The organism is Butyricicoccus pullicaecorum (assembly GCF_002160355.1).
GTDB lineage: Bacteria > Bacillota > Clostridia > Oscillospirales > Butyricicoccaceae > Butyricicoccus > Butyricicoccus pullicaecorum.
The window spans coordinates 1-22153 of sequence record NZ_NFKK01000006.1 but is presented as its reverse complement, the minus strand read 5'-3'; the positions used below and the strand labels follow the sequence as shown (position 1 = coordinate 22153).

20 protein-coding genes are annotated in these 22153 nt (G+C 53.9%); 6 read left to right on the top strand and 14 right to left on the bottom strand.

Translation table 11 applies throughout. The features are described from left to right. Nucleotides 1–142 precede the first annotated feature (142 nt). From B5F17_RS06710 to B5F17_RS06695, 4 genes are all read left to right on the top strand, one after another. Entirely contained in the window at nt 143–1144 is a 1002-nt protein-coding gene (locus B5F17_RS06710; protein ID WP_087372204.1) for a TRAP transporter substrate-binding protein, read from the top strand. Between the two features lie 13 nt (nt 1145–1157). After that, entirely contained in the window at nt 1158–1646 is a 489-nt protein-coding gene (locus B5F17_RS06705; protein WP_016149081.1) for a TRAP transporter small permease, read from the top strand. Nucleotides 1647–1663: 17 nt separating this feature from the next. After that, nucleotides 1664–2962: a TRAP transporter large permease gene (locus tag B5F17_RS06700; RefSeq protein WP_087372201.1), complete on the top strand. Its 1299-nt coding sequence runs from the start codon at nt 1664–1666 to the stop codon at nt 2960–2962. Nucleotides 2963–3135: 173 nt separating this feature from the next. Further along, entirely contained in the window at nt 3136–4548 is a 1413-nt protein-coding gene (locus B5F17_RS06695) for a glycosyl hydrolase family 28 protein (RefSeq protein ID WP_087372197.1), read from the top strand. Nucleotides 4549–4719: 171 nt separating this feature from the next. Here B5F17_RS06695 and B5F17_RS06690 read toward each other — a convergent pair whose 3' ends face one another. The 9 genes from B5F17_RS06690 to B5F17_RS06650 all read right to left on the bottom strand — a co-directional run bounded on the left by B5F17_RS06690 (nt 4720) and on the right by B5F17_RS06650 (nt 15917). Beyond that, nucleotides 4720–6207: a tripartite tricarboxylate transporter permease gene (locus tag B5F17_RS06690; RefSeq protein ID WP_016149084.1), complete on the bottom strand. Its 1488-nt coding sequence runs from the start codon at nt 6205–6207 to the stop codon at nt 4720–4722. Between the two features lie 21 nt (nt 6208–6228). Next, nucleotides 6229–6693: a tripartite tricarboxylate transporter TctB family protein gene (locus B5F17_RS06685; protein ID WP_016149085.1), complete on the bottom strand. Its 465-nt coding sequence runs from the start codon at nt 6691–6693 to the stop codon at nt 6229–6231. A 65-nt stretch (nt 6694–6758) separates the two neighbouring features. Further along, nucleotides 6759–7745, bottom strand: a complete 987-nt coding sequence (locus B5F17_RS06680; RefSeq protein WP_242968718.1) for a Bug family tripartite tricarboxylate transporter substrate binding protein — start codon at nt 7743–7745, stop codon at nt 6759–6761. A gap of 5 nt (nt 7746–7750) precedes the next feature. Continuing rightward, nucleotides 7751–8740, bottom strand: coding sequence for a ComEC/Rec2 family competence protein (locus B5F17_RS06675; RefSeq protein ID WP_162608109.1), 990 nt, complete (start codon nt 8738–8740; stop codon nt 7751–7753). A gap of 22 nt (nt 8741–8762) precedes the next feature. Beyond that, on the bottom strand, nt 8763–9758 hold the full coding sequence (locus B5F17_RS06670) for a LacI family DNA-binding transcriptional regulator (RefSeq protein WP_087372191.1): 996 nt from the start codon (nt 9756–9758) through the stop codon (nt 8763–8765). A gap of 427 nt (nt 9759–10185) precedes the next feature. Continuing rightward, complete coding sequence (locus tag B5F17_RS06665) at nt 10186–10950, bottom strand: Cof-type HAD-IIB family hydrolase (RefSeq protein WP_087372189.1); 765 nt, start codon at nt 10948–10950, stop codon at nt 10186–10188. Between the two features lie 10 nt (nt 10951–10960). Then, complete coding sequence (locus tag B5F17_RS06660; protein ID WP_087372186.1) at nt 10961–13141, bottom strand: alpha-galactosidase; 2181 nt, start codon at nt 13139–13141, stop codon at nt 10961–10963. Further along, the gene (locus B5F17_RS06655; protein WP_087372183.1) at nt 13138–14538 is read right to left on the bottom strand and encodes a sucrose-specific PTS transporter subunit IIBC; all 1401 of its coding nucleotides are present in this window, start codon (nt 14536–14538) and stop codon (nt 13138–13140) included. Before B5F17_RS06655 ends, B5F17_RS06660 begins: the two co-directional genes overlap by 4 nt. 17 nt (nt 14539–14555) lie before the next feature. Continuing rightward, nucleotides 14556–15917: a glycoside hydrolase family 32 protein gene (locus B5F17_RS06650; RefSeq protein ID WP_087372180.1), complete on the bottom strand. Its 1362-nt coding sequence runs from the start codon at nt 15915–15917 to the stop codon at nt 14556–14558. Nucleotides 15918–16055: 138 nt separating this feature from the next. On the opposite strand from B5F17_RS06650, the gene B5F17_RS06645 reads away from it, so the two are divergent. Further along, nucleotides 16056–16910: an AraC family transcriptional regulator gene (locus B5F17_RS06645; RefSeq protein WP_087372177.1), complete on the top strand. Its 855-nt coding sequence runs from the start codon at nt 16056–16058 to the stop codon at nt 16908–16910. A gap of 111 nt (nt 16911–17021) precedes the next feature. After that, nucleotides 17022–18206 carry a M20 family metallopeptidase gene (locus B5F17_RS06640; RefSeq protein ID WP_242968717.1) on the top strand — a complete coding sequence of 395 codons (1185 nt, stop codon included), beginning with the start codon at nt 17022–17024 and terminating at the stop codon, nt 18204–18206. 331 nt (nt 18207–18537) lie between these two features. On the opposite strand, the gene B5F17_RS06635 is transcribed toward B5F17_RS06640, so the two are convergent. The 5 genes from B5F17_RS06635 to B5F17_RS14680 all read right to left on the bottom strand — a co-directional run bounded on the left by B5F17_RS06635 (nt 18538) and on the right by B5F17_RS14680 (nt 22005). Next, nucleotides 18538–19707 carry a Fic family protein gene (locus B5F17_RS06635; protein ID WP_087372171.1) on the bottom strand — a complete coding sequence of 390 codons (1170 nt, stop codon included), beginning with the start codon at nt 19705–19707 and terminating at the stop codon, nt 18538–18540. A 77-nt stretch (nt 19708–19784) separates the two neighbouring features. After that, nucleotides 19785–19952 (bottom strand): helix-turn-helix domain-containing protein, encoded by a 168-nt coding sequence (locus B5F17_RS06630; protein WP_087372168.1) that lies wholly within the window; start codon nt 19950–19952, stop codon nt 19785–19787. After that, on the bottom strand, nt 19949–20197 hold the full coding sequence (locus B5F17_RS06625; RefSeq protein ID WP_087372165.1) for a hypothetical protein: 249 nt from the start codon (nt 20195–20197) through the stop codon (nt 19949–19951). The genes B5F17_RS06630 and B5F17_RS06625 overlap by 4 nt, the downstream gene beginning before the upstream one ends. A gap of 145 nt (nt 20198–20342) precedes the next feature. Further along, nucleotides 20343–21485 (bottom strand): phage/plasmid replication protein, encoded by a 1143-nt coding sequence (locus B5F17_RS06620; RefSeq protein WP_087372162.1) that lies wholly within the window; start codon nt 21483–21485, stop codon nt 20343–20345. A gap of 286 nt (nt 21486–21771) precedes the next feature. Beyond that, nucleotides 21772–22005, bottom strand: coding sequence for a hypothetical protein (locus B5F17_RS14680; RefSeq protein WP_143287698.1), 234 nt, complete (start codon nt 22003–22005; stop codon nt 21772–21774). Nucleotides 22006–22153 lie beyond the last annotated feature (148 nt).

Genomic DNA, 22153 nt, shown 5'->3' with positions numbered 1-22153 from the left:
GTATCAGAAAGCACGAGCAGAGGCAAGTCTGTGCGGAAAGAATTTGCCCGGACGTGCGGGAACATACCGGTGTGAAAACGCAGTCCCGACGGGGACACGCAGAAGAAACATGATAAAACAGAAAGACGGAGGTATTTTCCTCATGAAGAGCATGATGAAACGACTGTTTGCAGGTGCTTTGGCGGCAGCGGTGCTGACCGGTCTGACGGGATGCAGCGGCGGAAGCCAGGACCCCAATCACCTGTTGATCGTGCACGGTCATGGTGACTGGCACCCGGTCAATATCGGACTGGAAAAGTTTGCGGAAGATATGGAAGCCGAGACCGATTACACGTTCAGCATCTACCCCAACGGTCAGCTCGGTGACGACAGCGCGATGGTACAGCTGGTCAAGGCAGGCGTTGTAGACGTTGCCAAGGTCAGTGCAGGCGCACTCGAGCAGTTTAACCCCGCATATTCGATTTTCTCCATTCCCTATGTCTTCCAGTCCACCGAGCATTACTTTGATGTTATGAACAACTCGGAGGCGGTACAGGAGATCTTTAACTCCACTCGTGACGACGGCTTCATCGCCATCGGCTGGTTCGATTCGGGCTCTCGCTCGATCTACACCACCAAGGAAGGCCCGGCCGATTCTCCGGCAGCACTCAAGGGTCTCAAGATCCGTACCATGAACAGCCCGACTTCGGTTGAGATGATCAATAACATGGGCGCGGCAGCGACTCCGATGTCGTCCGGTGAGGTTTACACCTCGCTCCAGCAGGGCATCATCGACGGCGCAGAGAACAACGAGACCGTTCTCGGTGACGACGGACATGGTGAGGTAGCCAAGAGCTACACCTACACCCAGCACCAGTACCTGCCCGATATTGTCATTATGTCGGTTGAGACCTGGGATGCAATGACCGAAGAAGAGCATCAGAAGGTCTACGAGGCAATGGACGACGCATGGCAGGCACATGAGGAAGAATGGGTTCAGATCGTAGAGCGCAACAAGCAGGAGGCGCTTGACATGGGCGTCCAGTTCTACGAGATCGACAAGACTCCCTTTATTGAGGCATGCAAGCCGCAGCAGGAAGCATTCTGCGCACAGAGCGAGGACAATGCCCGCTACTTTGCAGACTTCCAGAGCTATCTGAAGTAAGGAGGATCCCAACATGAGAAAAGTGATCGATAAGATCATCGAGATCCTGTGTACGCTGATCATGGGCTACATGGTGCTCGATGTCTGCTGGATGGTCATTGCGCGTTTTGTGCTCAAGAATCCGTCCACAACCTCGGAAGAGGTATTGCGCTATCTGCTGGTCTGGACTACAATGATTGGCGGCGCGTATGCTTATGGCCGTCGCAAGCATCTGTCTATTACCATGCTGACCAAGAAACTGTCGTTCCGTGGTCAGAAGATTCTGGATATCGGTGTACAGGCGATTGTCATTGCGTTCTGCGTGATTGTTATGATTCTTGGCGACCTGCGTCTGGTACAGACCACGTCTAACCAGATCTCCTCCGCCCTGCATCTGCCCATGCCCTACGTCTACGCCAGCATTCTGGTCGGCGGCATTCTGATCGTATTCTATTCCCTTATCTTTATCCTGGAAGATCTGAAGGCCCTCCGCAATCCTGAGATTGAGACCGCAAAGCAGTAAGAGAGGAGAAGAATAACATGAGTGTAGTACAAATCGGCCTGCTGCTGCTGGCTAGCTTTTTCCTGATGCTCGCGCTGAGCGTCCCGGTCTCGATCAGCCTGATCGTGTCCTCGCTGATTACCGTGTCCACCGCGCTGCCGCTCGACCTTGGCACCTTCGTTGCCTGCCAGAAGATGGTCGCAGGCGTAGACAGCTTCTCGCTGCTCGCCGTTCCCTTCTTCATCCTGACCGGCGTGCTGATGAACACCGGCGGTATCGCACAAAGACTGATTAACCTTGCAAAGTGCCTGGTTGGCCGTATCCCGGGCGGTCTGGCACACACCAACATTGTCGGCAACACCATGTTCGGCGCGCTGTCCGGCTCGGCTGTTGCAGCATCCATCGCAGTCGGCGGCGTTATGCTGCCCGAGGAGGAAGCTGCAGGTTACGATAAGAAGTTCGCTGCCGCTGCAAACGTTGCGTCTGCACCGACCGGCCTGATTATCCCGCCCTCCGGTATCCTCATCATCTACGCCGTTCTGTCCGGTTCCTCGGTCGTCGGCATGATCATGTCCGGTTACATTCCCGGCATCCTGTGGTGCCTGGCCTGCATGGTTGTCGCATTCATCGTTGCCAAGAAGAACAAGTATCCGACCAGCGAGCGTGTTCCGGTCAAGGTACTGTTCCGCTACTTCGTGGAAGCCATCCCCAGCATCCTGCTCATCGTCATCATCATCGGCGGTATCTCCTCCGGTATCTTCACCGCGACCGAGTCGGCTGCTGTCGCTGTTGCATACACCCTGTTCCTCGCCATGGTCGTCTATAAGAGCATTAAGCCCTCCGACCTGCCGGGCATCCTGCGCGATGCCTGCGAGACCACCGCAGTTATCATGTTCCTGATCGCAGCTTCTGCGGTTATGAGCTTCGTTCTGTCCTTCACCGGTCTGCCCAACGCCATCGGTGAGGCGCTGCTGAGCGTTTCGGATAACAAGTACGTCATCCTGCTGCTCATCAACCTGCTGCTTCTGGTTGCCGGTATGTTCATGGATATCACCCCGGCAGTCCTGATCTTCGCACCCATCTTCCTGCCGGTCGTTACCAGCTTCGGCATGGACCCCATCCACTTCGGTATCATGATGGTCATGAACCTGGGTGTCGGTAATATCACTCCGCCGGTCGGCTCGTCTCTGTTCTCGGGCTGCCAGGTATCGGGCATTGATATGGAAGACATGATCAAACCCTTGCTGCCGTTCTACGCAGCAATCTTCATCGCTCTGATGCTGGTTGCCTATGTACCGTGGTTCTCCATGGTCATCCCCAACCTGGTCATGGGCTAACATCTACACACAGCCACCCTTTCTTGGCCGGTAACCGCCCGGCCATAACTCCCCCCAACACGAGCGGAGCGGACAAATTTTGTTCGCTCCGCGTTGGTGACTCTGCAGGTTGTGCGTCTGCGCATCCGGGCGCATGACCGGCACAAAATTGAAAGCAAAGGAAGAATCCACAGATGATTTATCACGTTCAGAATTTTGGCGCAAAGGCCGACGGCGTCACCAATGACGCACCGGCCATTCAGGCAGCGATCGACACCTGTTCGGCGGCAGGCGGCGGCCGGGTCGTGCTGGAAAGCGGAAAGACCTATTACGCAAGCTCGATTGTCCTCAAGACCGGCGTTGACCTGCACCTCGAGCGCGGCAGTCTGCTCCGTGCGCATGTCGACATCGATACATACATCCACCCCAACGAGGGTCAGCAGGATGACGGCGTCGAGCACATCGGTACGCCGGTCACGCTCAAGCCGTCCTACGCCTTTATCTACGCCAAGGACGCGGACAATATCGCGATTTCCGGCCCGGGTACCATCGACGGCAACGCTTACGCCTTTGTCAAGCGCGTTAGCCCCTATTACGTCACCGGTGATTTTTATCCCCGTCCGACCCTGGTCTATGTCGAGCACTGCAACCACATTTCCTTCACCGATGTGGTCATGCAGAACGCGCCCTTCTGGACCCTGCACCCGGCGGGCTGCGACGACGTGCTGATCTCGCAGATCCGCATTCTGAACGATCTGGACGTGGCAAACTCGGACGGCATCGACCCCGACCACTCGACCAATGTGCGCATTCTGGGCTGCCACGTGACCTGCGCGGACGACTGCATCTGTCTCAAGTCGTCGGCGGGCAATATGGAGTACGGTCCGACCAAGAACGTCATCATTTCTAACTGCACGCTCATTTCTACCTCGGCGGCACTCAAGATCGGCACCGAAGGCACGGGCGATTTTGAGAACGTCATCGTGGATAACTGCATCATTTCGGGTTCCAACCGTGGTATCTCCATCCAGATTCGCGACGGCGGAAACGTCAAGAACGTGTCCTTCTCCAATATTATTATCGAGACTCGCCGTTTTGCCGATTGCTGGTGGGGTTGCGCCGAACCCATCACCATTTCTACCCACGACCGCGATCAGCACACAAAATCCGGTCACATCTCCAATATCCGCTTCTCGAACATCACCTGTGACAGTGAAAATGGTGTTTTCTTCTCGGGCAGCGTCGGCAATGAGATTGAAGATGTGTGGATGGAAAAGGTACAGGTCACCATGCGCGCTAAGACCAAGTGGCAGCGCGGCCTGTACGACCTGCGCCCGGGTCTGAACCGCGGCGGTTCGGGCAGCGATTCGACCACGGTCTCTGCGGCCGAGGGTCTGTGCGCCGGTATTGAGAAAATGCCCTCGCCCGGCTTCTTCCTGCGTGACGTCAAGGGCGTGACCCTGCGCGACTGCCGCGTACGCTTTGAGGGAGATGACATGTCCGATTTCGGTGAGGCACTGCGCACCGAGCGCTGCACCGAGGTCTCGGTCGAGAATTTCCGCGGCAAGGCAGCCCGTCCGGGCTTTGCCGATCAGGTCATTGGCTAATCACTTTGTATCATGATAAAAAATCCCCGTATCTTTTGATACGGGGATTTTTTTGTGAGGAGGGAAGAAAAAAGAGGAGAGAAATCCTCAGCAATGAGAATCGGTGTGTAGGAGCGAACAGGTGCTGCGATGAACGTGAGGGACGCAGCACCTGCCCTAAAAAAGAGAGAATTAGGTGCGAGCATTTGCCTTGTGGTTTTTCCACGCGAACAGTGCGATCGAGCCGACTGCGATGAGCAGGAATGCCAGACTGATGGGGCGGGTGACAAAGATGCTCAGGCTGCCGTCGGATAGCAGCAGTGCGCGGCGGAAGTTGTCCTCTGCCAGCGGGCCGAGCACGATGCCCAGCAGGATGGGAACCAGCTGGAAATCCATGCGGCGCAGGAAGTAGGAGATGATACCGAAAATGAGGATGATGTAGATATCATACAGACGGTTGTTGGTGGAATACGAGCCTGCGATGCAGAAGGTGAGTACGATGCAGGCCAGCATTTCGTAGGGGATGCGGGTGATGTGCGCGTAAAAACGGGTGAATACACTGCCGATGAGGTACATGAAGACGTTGACGATGATCAGACCGATCATGATGGCATACAGGATGTTGCCCTGATCCTTAAACAGCATCGGGCCGGGCACCATGCCGTGAATCATGAACGCGCCCATGAGGATGGCGGTTGCACCGTCACCGGGAACGCCCAGCGTGAGCATGGGGATCATGGTCGCGCCGCACGCACCATTGTTGGCCGATTCGGAAGCCGCGATGCCCTCGATTTCGCCCTGACCGAAGGTTTCGGGGTGTTTGGAGGACTGCTTGGTCTGATTATAGGAGATGAACGCCGCCAGACCGCCGCCCGTGCCGGGGGTTGCACCGATGATGATGCCGATGAGCGAGCCGAGCGCGATGGGTTTGCGGCAGCGGCGATATTCGTCGCGGGTAATCTTGTCTTTGGTGATGGCGGCGGCGCTGACGTTCTGGCGATCGGTCTTGGGATTGTACTGCGATTTCATCATAATTTCAGAGATCGCGAACAGACCGATGAGCGCGATGATCAGGTCGATGCCGCTCATGAGGTTAATGTTGCCGAAGGTAAAGCGGGTGGTGCCGCTGATGTTGTCCATACCGATGGTGGACATAAAGATACCGATACAAGCACCGATGAGGCCCTTAAAGATACTCTTATTGGACACGCCTGCGATGACCGACAGGCCGAAGACTGCGAGCGCGAGGTATTCAGCGGGGCCAAAGAGCAGGGTGATCTTGGCAATTTGGGGTGCTAAGAAGAGCAGGGCCAAGGCGCTGAGCAGACCGCCGATGGTCGAGGCAAAGAGCGCCATGGACAGGGCTTTGTAAGCCTGACCCTTTTTGGCCAGCGGGTAGCCGTCAAACAGGGTAGCGGCGTTGGCCGAGGTGCCGGGGGTGTTAATCAGGATAGCGGTGATTGAGCCGCCGTATGTGCCGCCGCAGTAGATGGCCAGCAGCATGAGGATGGCCATGGTCGGCTCCATGCCGTAGGTCAGCGGGATGCACAGGATGATGCCAAGGTCAGAAGTCAGACCAGGAATTGCGCCGACGACGATGCCCAGGGCAAGGCCGATCGGGATGACGATGAAGTTCTGCCATTGCAGCAGGATATCCAGTCCTTGAAAGAACAGTTCCACAAAAATCCTCCCTTCTCAGGATCACGGAAGCGAGATGCGCAGCAGGACGGCGAATACATAGTAGACCACGCCGACCATGACGAGCGGGATTGCGTAATAGTACCACTTGCGCGCACCGTAGAACAGCAGAATGGCGATGACCAGCAGAACGGTCGAGACGATGAAGCCGAGCAGGGTGACGAGGAAGCAGTAGATGATGAGGAAGGCGGCGAACAGCAGCGAGCGCATTTCCCGGCGGAAGCCTTCCGCGTGGAAGCTCTCGCGCGTGATGACGATTTCTTTTTTGTCGTGGGACAGCAGTCCCTGAATGAGCAGACCGGCCGAGCACAGGAACAGTCCGCCGATGGCGATGCGCGGGATGGTCTGGGCGTTGATTGCGGTTTTCTCGAGGGTCTGAATCTGGGAGGGGATGAGCAGCCAGAGCACGGCGGCGACGATGACAAAGACCAGACCGGAGATAATTTCAGAATTATACTTGATTTTCATAGTCGGTCACCTCAAAGGGGGAGCCCCCGGCGACCGTTTGACCGGTCACCGGGCGCGGTTGTGACTTACTGGATGAGCGGGATGTAGTCCTTCATGGCGGTGGTCTGATCCTCGATCATGGTCAGGATCTCGTCCTCGGTTGCGCCCCAGGCTTCCATACCCATTTCGCTCATAAACTTCTGGAAATCGGGATCGGCATAGACGTCCTGGATGAACTTGGTCAGGACGGCCTTCTTGCTGTCGTCTACCGACGAGCGAACGGCGAAGTAATCCATGCCGGTGAATTCTACGTCAATGCCCTGCTCCTTGAAGGACGGGATATGACCGATGCCCTCGACGTCGATGCCCTCGGGGATGAAGGTGCCCAGGCAGTTGAGCTCACCGCTGACTACATAGTCGCGGTAAACCGGGGGCGAACCGATGGCAACGTCGACATGTCCGCCGACCAGTGCGTTGATGGCATCCTGACCGCCGTCATAGGGAATGGCCTCTGCCGGGATGTCGAGCAGCTTAAACAGAACCGAGATCATGGTATAGCTGTCATTGCCGGGGCCGCCGGTGGTCGCGTACTTGATGGTCTTGCCCGAAGCCGCGTATTCCTTGAGCTGGTCGATGGTGGTGATGCCGCTCTTGGCGTTGGTCAGCACGACAAACTCCGTGATGCGCATGCCGATAAGCGGGGTGATGTCGTCGAGTTTATAAGCAACGTTCTGGAAGCTGGGGGTCAGAGAGAACAGCGGGCCGTTTGCAACAACCATCGAGTAGCCGTCGTCGGGCGCCTGCAGCGCTGCGGTCATTGCGATCGTGCCCGCGCCGCCGGTCTTGTTTTCGACGATGACCGGGACACCCAGATATTTTTCACCGTAGGATGCGACCTGACGTGCGATGGTGTCGGGACCGCCGCCCAGGCTCCAGGGCATGATGATGGTGACCTGTTTGGAGGGAAATTTTTCCTCCTTACCGCCCGCCGTGCTGCCGCCCGGACTGTTGCAGGCGGTCGTGGATAACAGCATGCCGGCTGCGAGCAGGATACCAAGAACGCGTTTTGTCATTTTTTTCATGGCTTTTTCTCCTTTTCCTCGGTTGAGTTCATTTTCATCCATTCGGTCTGAATCAGACCGCAATTCATACGAAGGGTGACGGCTTGCGCGCCGTGCGGGTTGGAAAAGTACGGGGGATAGGCGCGTTCGTCGGTGAACAGCAGCTGTGCGTCGGGGTGTATGTCGCGCAGGACGCGGTAAACTTCCGGGTTTGCGCTGTTGTACCGGCGGTCGGAGGATGCGGTGGTGATGATTGCCTGTAAGGGCATTTTTTGTACGATTTTTGGGTCAATACTGTCGATTTGACCGTGATGCGGCAATTTGAGAACGTTTACATTTTCGAGTAAAGAAAAATCAATGTGATTCCAGTTATGGGGGCAGTTGTCGCCCGGGAGCAGACAGCACAGCTTGCCGTCGGTCACCTTGAGCACCAGACTGGTGTCGTTTGAGGTGCGGTCGAGCTGGGTGAGTGCGGGTGTGGGATCGTCCTGCCGTCCGGCTTGGACGATTTGCGCTTCAAAGTCGTTTGTGACCGGCTCAGGCGGCGCCAGCACTTCGATGCGCAGACCGTTTACCGGGGTGAGCACGTCACCGCAGCGCAGCGTATGTACCGGAATGCCACGATTTTCGGCTAAATTCACAATCTGTTCGGCGTCATGCAGCGCTTTGGTGAACAGCGGGACGCTGCGCGCTGCCTGCGCGTTCGGCTTGAGCCGCTGCACGCCGCGCAGAACGTCGGGCTGGCAGGGCAGAGCGATTGCACCGATCGGGAAGTGCGCCGCGATGTCGGCAAGGCCGCAGGTGTGGTCCTCGTGGATGTGCGAGAGCACCGCAAGATCGATGCGGCTGATGCCCTGAGCGGCTAGAAAGTCACGGGCAGGAATACGGTCAGGGAACCCCTCGAATTCCTGCGGCAGCGTGCTTCCGCCGTCAACCAACAGGGTGAACGCACCCTTTTGGATCAGGATGGCATCGCCATACCCCACATTGATGAACGTAATTTGCAATCGCAGCGCCTCCTTCCGGCGGTCAGGTGGTTTGTCGAACAATCAGACGAACGTCGGTCTGAATGACTTGTTTTTCCGCAGGGCCTTGCTCGATCTGCGCGATCAGACGCTCGGCAGCGATGCGGCCCATAGCGACCTTGTCGATGTGTACGGTGGTCAGTTCGGGTTCGACCAGACGGCTGTTTTCGCTGTCGTCGAAGCCCACGATGGCGATATCTTCCGGGATACGCAGTCCGGCGCGCAGCACCGCCTTCATCGCACCGATGGCGATGGTATCGTTGGTGCAGAACAGCGCGGTGGGACGGTCACTCAGCGATAACATGAGCGAAGTGCAGGCAATTGCAGCCTCGACCGTGGGTTCGATGGACTGTACCAGACGGAAATCGATGGGCTGACCGATCTCGCGCAGCACATCGCAGTAGCCGTTGTAGCGTGCCATGTAGACGTGCGGCGAGAAGTTGCCCGCGATCAGACCGATGCGGCGATGACCGCGCTCGGCCAGATGACGCATGGCAAGCACCGCGCCGCCGTACTGGTCGGTGGTGACGCACAGCAGGTGGTCGAGATCGAGGGCGTTGTTGAGCAGTACGACCGGCATGTTTTGCTGCTGGAGGTCGAGCACGGTCTGCATGTCCGAATGGCCGGCTAAAATCACGCCGTCCATCTGCTTTTTGACACAGGTTTGACCGTTTGGCAGGTGCAAATCGCGGTCAGAGGAGATAAACAGACTGTATTCGTGCTGTGCACAGGTTTGCAGGACGCTCTCGAAGATGGGCGAGTAGAAGGGATTGAGCACGACCGGATACTGCTTTTCGTAGATGACAAAACCGATGTTGTCGGTTCGGCCGCGTACCATCGCCCGGGCAATTGCATCGGGAGTGTAGTTGAGCGCACGCGCGGCGGCATAGACCTTTTCGCGGGTCTTGTCCGAGACCTGTTCCGGGCTTGCGAAGGCACGGGAGACCGTGGCTTTGGAGTAGCCGCACAATTTTGCAACATCTAAGATCGTGACTGCCATAGTATAAGACCTCTGCTTTGCTTTGAGAACGTTCTCATTTCTGGGATAAAACCAGACAGCATTCAACTTGAATGCTGCCGGGGGAACGTTTCGTGGATTGATCGTGTCTTTATCTTACTCGTATCTGTTAAAAATGTCAAAGGGTTTTGCAGAAAAAACGAAATTTTGAATATTTTTGACAAAAACGCCTGAACGCTTTTAGGCAACTCGGAGAGGGGAAAATGCAGAGCGGAAGGCGGTAGGGATTTCCGGCCAATCATGCGAAAGAGAACGATCTCCTACAAAAAATCCGCGATATTTGCACAGAAAAAGTCCCATGTATCCTGATTTTCGATATGGTCATTTTCTGATGATGACTTTTGCCATTATAAAACAGATTGCAAAATAGCTGCCGCCGTGGGACAATCCTTGCGGCGGCAGCTTTGTATCATATATCGGATAAAATTCGCTGAACTTCTTTGGCGACACCGCAATCGACGTTGCTTTCGATCACCTTTTCCGCCAATGTGTGCAGAAGTGGTACAGCGTTTTCCATCGCGCGGGAATGGGGAAAGGTTCGGAACAGACTCTCGTCATTGCTGCCGTCGCCGAAGACAACAATGTAGTCCAGATCGATGCCGTAGAGCTGCGCAGCGCGTTCGACCATACGGGCTTTTCGCGCCTCGTGCGCGGTGATTTCGATGTTCCACGGTGCTGATGATGTAATCGAGACATCGTTCAGCGTACCCAATGCCTGTCGGGCGGCATCCAGTTTTGCTGCATCCCGGCAAAAACCAAAGAGCTTGCGCACAGTCAAAGTCCGAGACCAGAAGTCCTCGGGCAGGGGAGCGGCATTGCAGAACTGGGTATCGGTCGTAAAGTCTCCCTGATCGGTGTTGATCTCCAATCCAATGCCGTGTTCGCTTAAAATGTCAGCGGCCTGCCGCGCGGTGGCAGTTGACAGCGATGCATCGAGCAGCAGCTCGCCCTTGGCATTGCGCAGCTCGGCTCCGTTGAGCAGCACGAAATCGCAGGAGATTCCGGCCTGCTGGAGTAAGGGTGCGGCGGTGTTCCAGGAACGTCCGGTTGCTGTCAGCCATCGAATGCCGGCTTGCTGCGCGCGCTGGATTGCCTGTGCGGTTTCGGGCGCGACTTGGCTGTGCTCGTTTAAGAGCGTGCCGTCCAGATCGCTGACAAAAAGTTGAATCTCCATGCCTTTCTCCTTATATCTTAACTAAGTGGAAACAGAATGTAGTGAAATCGTGCTTAACGAGCGGTACGGTCAGACCAATCTGCATCAGTTCATCGCCGCCATAGACCTTGCCGGTGGCAGTATCTCGATAGTCCGACGCAGGGTCCAGACCGCACAGTGCAAAGCGTGCGCAGGATGACAGGGGATTGTACAGCTTTTGGAAAACGATCATCATGCACTGGGTTTGGTCTGGACTGACCACAGACCAGGCCGTGCAGTTTTGGTCGGAACTTTGGCTGTGGAATAAGGTTCCCGCCATCAGCCACGACCGCTGCGCCTTATATGCTGCAATTTGCCGTGCGATCTCGTCGCGCTCTTCCGGGGTACACAGGGTCAAATCCAGTTCGTAACCCAGATTGTACAGCCGGCATACCTGATACCGCGTGTCGAGCGTGGTGGAGCGGCCAGTCTGATGGTTGGGGGTGATGCTGACATGCGCGCCCATAGTGGACTGCGGGTAGAGCAGATCGAATCCCGACTGAATGGTGACGCGGTCGCAGGCATCGGTGTTGTCGCTCGTCCAGTTCTGCGGGAAATAATGCAGCATACCCGCATCAAAGCGCGCGCCGCCACTCGAGCAGCCCTCGAATAGTACATCAGGATAGCATCGGGTGATCTCGTCCAGCACGGCATACAAGCCCAAAATATAGCGGTGTGCAGCTTCGCCCTGCCGCTCGGGCGGTAAAGCAGAAGAGGCAACATCGGTCAGGGGACGGTTCATGTCCCACTTGATATAGTCGATCTGACCGCCTGCAAGGTAGCCGTGCAGCATATCCAGCAGATATTTCCGCACTTCAGCGTGTCCAAGGTCAAGCAGATACTCATGGCGACCTTCAACCGGCGCGTATCCGGGAACGTGCACAATCCAGTCCGGATGGGTGCGGTAGAGCTGACTGTTTGGGCTGACGGCTTCGGGTTCAAACCACAAGCCGAACTTTAACCCCTTTGCATGGACGATGGAGGCAACCCGATCAATGCCGCCGGGCAGCTTGTTTTGATTGCATGTCCAGTCACCCATGGAAGAGCGGCTGTCATTGCCCGCACGGAACCAGCCGTCGTCCAGAACAAACAGCTCGATACCCAATTCCTTTGCCAGCTGTGCCTGAGTTTCGATCTTGTCCAAGCTGACATCGTAGTACATGGCTTCCCAGGAGTTGAGCAAAACCGGACGCTGTGCGTCCCGCCAGCGCGGCGGCATGATGTGATTGCGTATCAGCTTGTGAAAGCCCTGCCGCATACCGTTCAGGCCATTTGCGCTGTAATTGAGCACGGCCTCGGGTGTGTCGAAGGCTTCGCCGGGTTCCAGTGTCCAAGTGAAGGTATCGGGATTGAGTCCAATCTGTGCGCGCACCTGACCGAAGGTGTCCTTTTCCACGGCAGCCGAGAAGTTACCGCTGTAAGTCAGCTGAAACCCGTAGACTTCGCCGGTTTGCTCGGTTGTTCCGGGCTGCAAGAGGGCGAAGAAGGGCTGGTGACGCGGACTGCTGGAACCATAGCAGCTGCCGATGCGCTGTACACCCTGATGCAGCAGGGGGCGGCTTTGGTTGGCCTCTTTGGCGTGGCAGCCGTAGAGCGTGAGCAGTTCATAGTCCCTTGCGGGAAGCTCGAGCGACAGACTTTGTACACTGCGCAGCCGGATTGCGGTCTTGCCGGTATTTTCGATGCGCTGATGCCGGGTAATGATGTTCAGATCGTGGAAAATGGTGTAATACAGGTATACTTTGATGCCGGCGACCGGGTCGGAACAGACGATTTCCAGCGTTTCACTCTCGTCTGGTGCTGAGAAGGTCATGGGCAAGCCGGGAATGCAGGGCTTTTGCGGCAGTACCTGCCAGCTGCAAAACTTCAGATCGACCACCGCAGCCCCGGAAGGTCCTTCTGCGGTCAGCGCAGGCAGACGGTAGTCGCCGCGGCCGGGTGTGGGATATTCAAAGGGCAGGGCGTCGAAGTACAGGTTTTGCGTGCCGTCGGCATACTCGGTGGTATAGCTGCGCTTGCTGGGAATGGTGACCCCGGTACCGTGCCAGGCGCGAATGGCCTGGCCGAAATACCGGTGCAGCAGATAGGTGTGGTCGAGCAATTCGATCACGTAGCTGATGGTTCCGTTGGTGAGATGGACGATGGAGCCATCGGAATGGAAGGTAATGCTCATGCCTGATTCTCCATTTTGGAGTGGAAGCCAAAGAAATAGGTTAGAACGAAGGCAACCGCGAAGGCCACGACATTGACCAGAATGTAGAACGGAAGCTGCTCATTGAGATAGAGGAGCGTGCCGGGAATACCGGTGATCGACATACCGGTTGCGCGCAGACCGAGCAGGGAGGCCAGAAAACCACCGCAGCCACCGCCGATCATGGCCATAATGAAGGGCTTTACAAAGCGCAGGTTGACACCGAAGACAGCGGGTTCGGTGATGCCGAGCAGAGCGGACAGGCAGGAGGGGTATGCAACCTGCTTGGTCTTGGCAGAGAGTGCCTTGATGGCGACTGCCAGAACCGCACCGGCCTGTGCGACGTTGCCGCAGGTGCCGATCGGGTTGAGGTAGTTCCAGCCATCGTTTGCCAGCATGCTGATTTCCAGGAAGTTGAGGATGTGATGGATGCCGAAGATGCCGAGCAGCTGACCAAAACTGCCGTAGAGCAGACCGCCGATGCCAAAGGGCAGCGTGAGCAGGCCTTCAACAGCGTACAGAACAACATTTTCTACCGTGTGCAGGATGGGGCCAAGGACGAACAGCGCCAGAACGATACCGACGACCAGCGTAACGAACGGGGTGACAATCAGATCGATGGCATCCGGGACACGCTTGCGCAGCCATTTTTCAAATTTGGCGGTCAAAACACCGGTTGCGAATGCAGGCAGTACCGAACCCTGATATCCGGCCACTTTGATAAAGCCAAAGAAGACGAGCGGTTCGGCTGCGCCTGAGCCGACATCGTACGCACTCGGCAGACTGTTGCTGACCAGCATCAGGCCGAGGACGATACCGATGACCGGGCTGCCGCCGAAGTTCTTAAAGGTCGACCAGCAAACCAGAGCGGGCAGGAATGCGAATGCGGTGTCGGTCAGAATCTGGGTAAAGAGCAGCAGCTGATTGGGAATGTCGTCGGGCGTCATGCCGAACACACCCAGAACGGCTTCCTGTGTGAGCAGACCGCGCAGACCCATAAATAGACCGGTTGCAACCAGAACCGGGATGATGGGGACGAATACATCGGAGAACATGCGGATGGCGCGCTGGAATTTATTGCCGTATACCGGTTTGGAGGTGGTATCTTCGGGGACAGGGGATTCGGCCGCGAGATTCAGCTGCGTCATGGCTTCATCGTATACGCGATTGACAAGACCGGTGCCGAGGATAATCTGGTACTGTCCGGCATTGAAGAAAGAACCCTTGACTTTATCCAGGTTTTCTACTTCTTTGACGTTGATTTTGTCTTTGTCGTGCACGACGATGCGCAGACGTGTGGCACAGTGCTGCACCGAGGCGATGTTTTCCTTGCCGCCAACAAGCCGGATGATGTGTTGAGCCAGTTCTTTTTCAGACATGATGGGTTTCCTCCTTATCAGTTTTCATTCATACAAAGTTCGTTGACTTGAACCGTGGCGCGTGCGTCGATGCCAGAAATGCGAAGATCGGGTTGGCTGGCTGTCGGGAAAACGCGGGCAGACAACACATGTGCACCACCGTTTACAAAGAGTTCGATGCTGGACTGATCGCTCCACAGCTCGAGCGTCGTGCATGTTTCCAGAGCAAACGAGCGGGTTTCTTCTCCGTCTTCTACCCAGCTGCGGCGGGTCAGGGTACCGACTTTTTGCTGTGCGTCGTATATAAAACGCCATTCGCCATTGCCAAATGAGAGTTCCAAGTCAGAGCAGCCTGTCGGTGCTTCGAGCATGAGGCGGAAATAGCGGTGAGACGGTGCAAAGCGCAGACCGGAATCCGAACGTTCCGGGGCAACGGCTGCACCGAGCAATGCGGAAAGCTCACGCACGGGACGCTGACACAGTTTGCCGTCTTTGATGAAAAGTTCACGCGGCATGGTCAAGCAGTGAATGCGCGGCTCATCCTGACAGAATACGGCTTCCTGTGCATCCTCCATGCGAGACATCCAACCCAGAATCACCCGGCGGCCGTCCGGCGTTTGCAGCGTCTGAGGCGCGTAAAAGTCGAATCCCTGATCGAGCAAGTGTCGGTTGTCATCCAGATTTCGGTCATCCAGCGTTCCCGCAGCCGTGTCAAAGTGAGTGAGCTTGTACGCGGCAAAGGAGTGCAGTGCGAGATCGTGCGCGTTGTCACGCCATTGCGGACAGTAGAGCAGGACGGCGGTGTCGTCGATCAGAAAGAGGTCGGGGCATTCGATCATCTGGCATGCTTCGGACTGTGCGAGCGGGCCGACCAGGTTCCAGTGCTGCGCATCCGAGGAGGAGAACAGCACGATTGCACCCTTGCCGGTGCGCTGCTGCGCGCCAATGACCATCCAGTATCTACCATCGGCATAAAAGACTTTGGGATCGCGGAAATGTTCGGTGTAGCCGTCAGGGGTCGTGAACATCGGGCCGGTTTTGAGAAAATGCTGTCCGTCTGTGCTGATGGCCAGACATTGACTGCTGCGGCGCTGACCGTCCTGCTTGACGTTGCCGGTGTAGAACAGATGGAGCGCATCGTCGATGACCAGCGCACTGCCCGAATAGACACCCTGCGCGTCATAGGACTGGTCGGGAAGCAGGGCGCTGCCGTGAAATGTCCAGTGCGTCAGATCGGGTGAGGTGCAGTATCCCCACTCTTTGTGGGAATGGTTTTTTTCAAACCGATTCCACTGGAAGAAGGCGTAGTATAACCCGTGAAACCAGCTCAGACCATTCGGGTCATTGAGCAGGCCGCGGTCGGGTTCTATGTGCCAATATTGCTTTTTTGAGGGGATCAATATGCCATTCCTCCTTGTTGAAGTTCAATTTTGATCGGTGATTTGATGATTCTATTAAATCATATTTCGCTCGGACACACCATGGAAATAGTAAAGAAGGATATGGAAAAAACAAACTTTTTGTGATATCATGTCAATATGATTGAGTATAAAGAAACCAAACACACATTGCAGCGCAAGGCGGTTTCCGATCTCTCGCTGTACAGCGCCGGATATGAACAGTGCGTGCCGGGGCATCATTACGGCCCGATCTGCCGTTCCTATCAGCTCATTCATTTTGTGTTGTCCGGGAAAGGGGAGCTGGAGATTGATGGACACACGTTTCAGCTGGGAGCGGGAGATGCGTTCATTATTCCGTCGGATAAGATCACGCGCTACGCGGCATCTGTGACCGATCCATGGTGCTATACCTGGATTAGTTTCCTTGGCATCAACGCGCAGATGTACACATATCAGCTCATCGCCTCGGCACCCGATCATTATATCCTGCACGGACTGGATGTCGACAAGTACCGTGCGCTGATTGCACGTATTTTGGAGTTGGAAGGAGCCGCGACAACGCGCTATTTTAAGGCCAACAGCCTGCTGCTCGAAGTGCTTGCCGAACTGTTTGACGATGCGCAGTTTGACGAGCGCAGTTGGGGAAAAAACTCGATTGCGGACGAAGTCAAGTTTTATCTGGATGTAAACTATTCGGAGAAACTGCGATTGCAGGAGGTTGCACGCACGTTTGGCGTGCATCCCAATTATCTTGCACGCGTATTTCACGAGAAATATCATGTGACACCAAAACAGTATTTGCAGGGCATGAAGCTCAAAAAGGCATGCTATCTGCTGCGCACAACCGATCTGCCCATCTCGGTGATTGCGCGGTCGATGGGGTTTGAAGATCAGCTGGCCTTTTCCAAGCTGTTTAAAAAGTGTTTTGCAGTGTCACCAACCGATTATCGGCAGGAAAAAGAACCTAGGTCAAGTGATTTGGATAGGTTGTAACGGTTGTGAACTTGGTTTACAGCATGGTTGCAGCTATATACCAAATTTGATTTTATAATCTATATTAAGCAAAAATATGGAAGGAAAGTGTGAGAAAACATGAAATCATTGATGGAGCAAGCAAAAGCGTTAGAACGTGAGCTCAAGAGCCTGAAAGACGACATACATCGTCACCCGGAACTTAGTTTTGAAGAGCGACGCACAACTGCGATTTTGAAAGAAAAACTCACAGCCCTCGGACTGGAAATCATAGATTTGGGTATGGAAACCGGTGTTGTGGCTGTGTTTCGCGGCGGATTGTCCGGTGGAACTGTGGCGCTTCGCGCAGATATTGATGCGATTGCACAGCAGGAAGCCGCGCATGAGGGTGTCGTGTCGTGCATCGATGGCATAATGCACGGCTGCGGACATGATTTTCACACGGTGGGACTGTACGGTGCGGCAAAATTGCTGTCACAGAACCGGGAAATATTGAAAGGAACCATGGTCTTTCTGTTCCAACCGGCGGAAGAGGTGACGCAGGGCGCACAAGCAATGATTGACCATGGCCTGTTCGATCAGCTGCCCAGTCAGCCACAGCTTTTATTTGGCCTGCACAATCGCCCGGAACTGCCGGTAGGCACCATTGCGGTAATGGAAGGACCGGTTATGGCCGGTAAATGCCATTTTACAATCACCCTGCATGGCCGTTCGGGACACGGTGGTTCTCCGCATAAATGTACCGATGTCATCGTTACCGGAGCCGCGATCGTCAATGCGGTACAGACGATCGTGAGCAGAAATATTGATCCTCTGGACAGCTTGGTGTGCTCTGTTCTTTCCATTCATGCCGGTACACCGGATAATTTTGTACCCGATGTTTTGACCATGACGGGCAGCATTCGGTCACACAGTGATGCGGCGCAAGCATGCGCACAAGGCCGGTTAAGGGAGATTGCATGCGGTGTCGCAGCTGCATACGGCTGTACCGCGGAGGTGGAGTTCCATCCGGGTGTCCCTGCCACGGTAAACTCGGCGTATATGACCGAATTGGCGAGAAAGGCGGCCGAAGAGCTGGTCGGTGCCGATCAAATTGTAAGCCCGAGACCGGATATGGGCTCTGAAGATTTCGCTGTTTTCGGTCAGCATATCCCTTCGTTCTTCTACTGGCTGGGTTCTGGATTTCAAGGCCGCAAGAATGCCTGCTGGCACAATGAGCACTTTGAAACCGACGACAGTGCACTGCCGTTGGCAGCGGCTTTGCTCGCAAATTCGGCCATCGTAGGGCTGGATGCGTTGGCAAACGACAGCAACTGACCGAAAGCGGGTTGCGCTAAAATTGAAAACCCTGTCAAAAGGATAAAAAAATCCCCGTATCATCAGATACGGGGATTTCTTTGTGGTGCCGCCAGCGAAAATCGAACCCGCACACTATTTCTAGCGAGGGATTTTAAGTTTCTCGCGGTGCATCTGGTGCTTGCGGCAAGATACCGGATCAATGTGTGAAAAACAGTCCATTAACCGGAATTGATCAGGATTTTCTGGGAAAAATGTTCCATTTGTGAATTAAGTGGGGAATCGGTCGATCTGCACTTTTACAGCAAATTTTCGTCCTTTGTTAGAAAACTGTTAGAAGAAAAATCGATGCCTACATGACCACTTGATACTTGGTTCGCGTAGAAAATTTGGTGGCACGTAATAGACCGAATTCGGTAAATTTGAGGACAAAGCCGCGGATGGTGGCATAGGCCGCATTGCCGAAATCCTTTTCCAGCTGCTTGGTGGAAAACGGCTGATCGGCATAGGCGGTCAGGACAAACTGCCAGAGCGCGTGCTCTTTTTCGGTGATCTTACCATTTTGCAGCGCTTGGCGGAAGGTGTCGGTGGTGATACGGTCAGGCTGTTCGCTGCGGAGCTTGTGATAGACTTCCTCTGTGAAGTAGAGCAAGAAGGGGGTCACGTCCAGTACACCGCTGATCCGGGCATTTTGTTCCACCAGTGAAAAAGCATCATAATATTTCTTGCGGCTGCGCTCGATATATTCGGAGAGCGGAACAAACAGGGCAGAGGAGTAGCCCTGCTGTACCAGATACCATAAATGAAGCAGACGCGCCATGCGCCCGTTGCCATCAAAATATGGATGCAGGTAGGCGAGGTAAAAGTGGATCAAAGCGGCCTTCCAAAGGTCATTGATCGAAGAGTCCTGCTGTATGAACGCAACCAGCTGCTCCATATAGCCGGCGAGCTTATTCCAAGGCAGGCCGGTGTGTTCCAGCTTGTCACCGACAATATAGACATGATCGTGACGGTATCGCTGTCCGGGTAAGAGCTGATCTTCTTTGGGCAAGAATGCACCGATGACCATCTGATAGAGCTGGTAAATGGTCTCTTCATTGATTTTGTTGCTGGGATCGGCGATAAACTCCAAGCCACGCTTCATACCATAAATGCGCTGTTCCCGTTCGTTGGTCGGCGCATATCCGGATAAAATCCTGCGCACGCTGCTGCGAGAGGTGTCAATCTGCTCGATGGTAAAGGTCGATAAGATTTCACGTTCCATCGCCTGTGTGCCGTACAGCTGTGCACTGTTTTGCGGTGTGAGTAAGATTTTTGCGGCAGATAATCGTAACTGTGCAGCATTTTCCAAATAAACGACCGGATTACCGTGGAAATCATGCAGCGGCAGCGGTCGATAGAAACCGTCTTGCAAGAGCGCAATGAATTCCGAAAGATTGGCTTGCGGATACTTGTATTTTAACTTTTTCAGATGAACCAGCATCGGGTCGGAAAGCATTTTTGCAAACAGTGCGGCATCCATCCAAATCACCTCTGATGTAAAACAGTATCAGTTTATATCAGTATATCCCAAAGCGGGGAAATAGGCAAGGGGGATGATTATTCCAGCGCCGCCCGAATGAATGCTTCGAGCGCGGCGAGCGGGATGCGATATTCCCGCCCGACCTTGAGCGCAGCCAGCTCACCGCTCTGGATCATACGCCGCACCTGTACCCGACTGGTCTGGAGCAGCGTGGCAACTTCCTTGACGCTGAGTAAGCGATTCATGCCCACGGATCGTCCTCCCATGCATTCGCAGTCTGATTGCGCCCCTCGTGGTATAACAGATTGTGCAAGCGGCAGATATCGTATTTTACAAATCCGTATGCACCAATCTCATTTTGACGGGGTTGTACATTGTACTTTTCACATGCAGCTTTCAGCTCACTTTTGCTCATCTCAAAGAGTTCACAAGTGCCTTTGATGGTATAAAACTCTTCCAACTGTTTGTAGTTGATGTATGGTACTGACATAAGGAAACCTCCTGATAAGATGATTTGTGATCCTGCAAAGCGGTGTTCTCAGTACACGCTATTTGCAGTCGCTTTATATCACTGTTATCTATTTGAATTTATAATTTGTTGCGATTTCTGCAAAAATCCTAGTGTGATTGCACGATTATTTCATTTTCTGGTACGGAATCACAACCTCACCGTCAGAAATCATCCGAAGCAAAGATACCGGTCCGGGAATCTGCTGAGCGCAGAAGTTCTTCCATAACGGAATCGGGCTGAAACCCAGTCTATGTACCCTTCGGAGCAGATCGTCTACCGTAAAGCCTTCGGATGCCATTTCTTCCAATACCTGATCGACCGACTGCTTGCGCTGCATTCTATGGGTAAGCTCCAACATTGCCTGCTTGATCGCATCCTCATATTTCGAGCCTGTAATCCGCTTCTCAATCTCCTCGATCTGACAGAACTGAACATCAGCAAAGCACTGCTCGAAGTGCTTACAGATACGTTTTTCGCTTTTCTGCATCAAGTGCCATAATAATTCACTCGGATTATCGGTAGCCAGCTTCTTTTCCAACCCACGCAGCACAGAACGCTGATACTGTACCTCGAATCGCAGCACACCCTCGGGTAAATCCTCATAATCGACCTGTAAGCCTTGCTCGGTTACCTGATAGGTCTTATCGTAAATGACCAAGCTATGGGTACCGCATTGAAACTTGATGTAATGCTTGTTGTACTTGTTCGCCTTCTTCTTGTCCTTTTCTTTGCGGGACACGCGCTTGTACTTTGGCGGCGTGGGTAGTTTTCGCAATACACGAACAACCTCGCGAAATATCTTCTTATGGTCACAGCGGATATTGACGCATAAATCCACCCGACTGAGATAGTAGTCATCTAACTGATCATTGAATGCTGATCGCTTCAGAAGTGTATGAAACGCCGCTTGCAGCTCGATGATACTGGACTTTTCAGATGGGAAAATACCAATATAAGACGCGCCCGGATCGATGACTTTGCGCGGATTGACTACCATGCGAACATAGTAACCGCGGCTGTCCTCTTGATCGTGTGCGTGCTCCAATGTGATACGCAGACCATTTGCTTCATACCGTGATACCCGATGTACGCCTTTCGACTCTTTGTAAACACAGCCCTTGGAAAAAACCTTGCTTTGATCGTACAGTTTTCCTTTACAGTAATTCCATTCACTCTTTGTCAGTCTTCTGGAAATCTCAAAGGTATGGATGGAAAATCCGTCTGCTTCTAACTCAAAACGTGCTTTTCTTGTCACAATCTTACTCATTTCAAGCAGTCCTTTTCTGCTAAAATATTGTTTATTGAACTGTCTGATCTGTGTGTAAAAAAATACCCCCTTATTTCTGTGCTATAACATAGGAATAAGAAGGTATATGAGGATTTTTATGTACTTTTATGTGTGGATTTGTTGGGAATACAATAGGGAGTTAATGCTAGGTCGTTTATGGAGAAAGTTGTGCTGTATTGTTACAGGCAATAGAATAAAATAGACTTGAACCGCATGAGTCGTCTACTTTAGGAAACGCTTTCAGTACAGCCTCCAACATGTATTGTTATGCTTTATCCAAAGATTCATAAGCGTCGGGTAGCATCACTTTCTGATAGCGTGAATAACTGCTGCCATCCAATAGAATTCTTCCATCCAAACTCATCTTGTTTAAGTTTTTGCAGATAGTACCAATTTTAATATCATATTGCAGCAGCTGCCTCCTCAATTCATCACGTGTCATCGTGTGATTTGGAGCATCATTTAAAATTTCAATTATTCTTTTAGGGCATGACAGCACGCCTGCTCTCTCCCCCTTTTCAGGTGAGGGTCCATAACACTATTCGGGTCGGGCGAAACTAACCTTCAAGTGTCGGGCGTTCGCAACCAAATTTAGTCGGAAAAGATAAAGCCACTACCGACGCTCTTCTAAATCCTGTACACTGGAA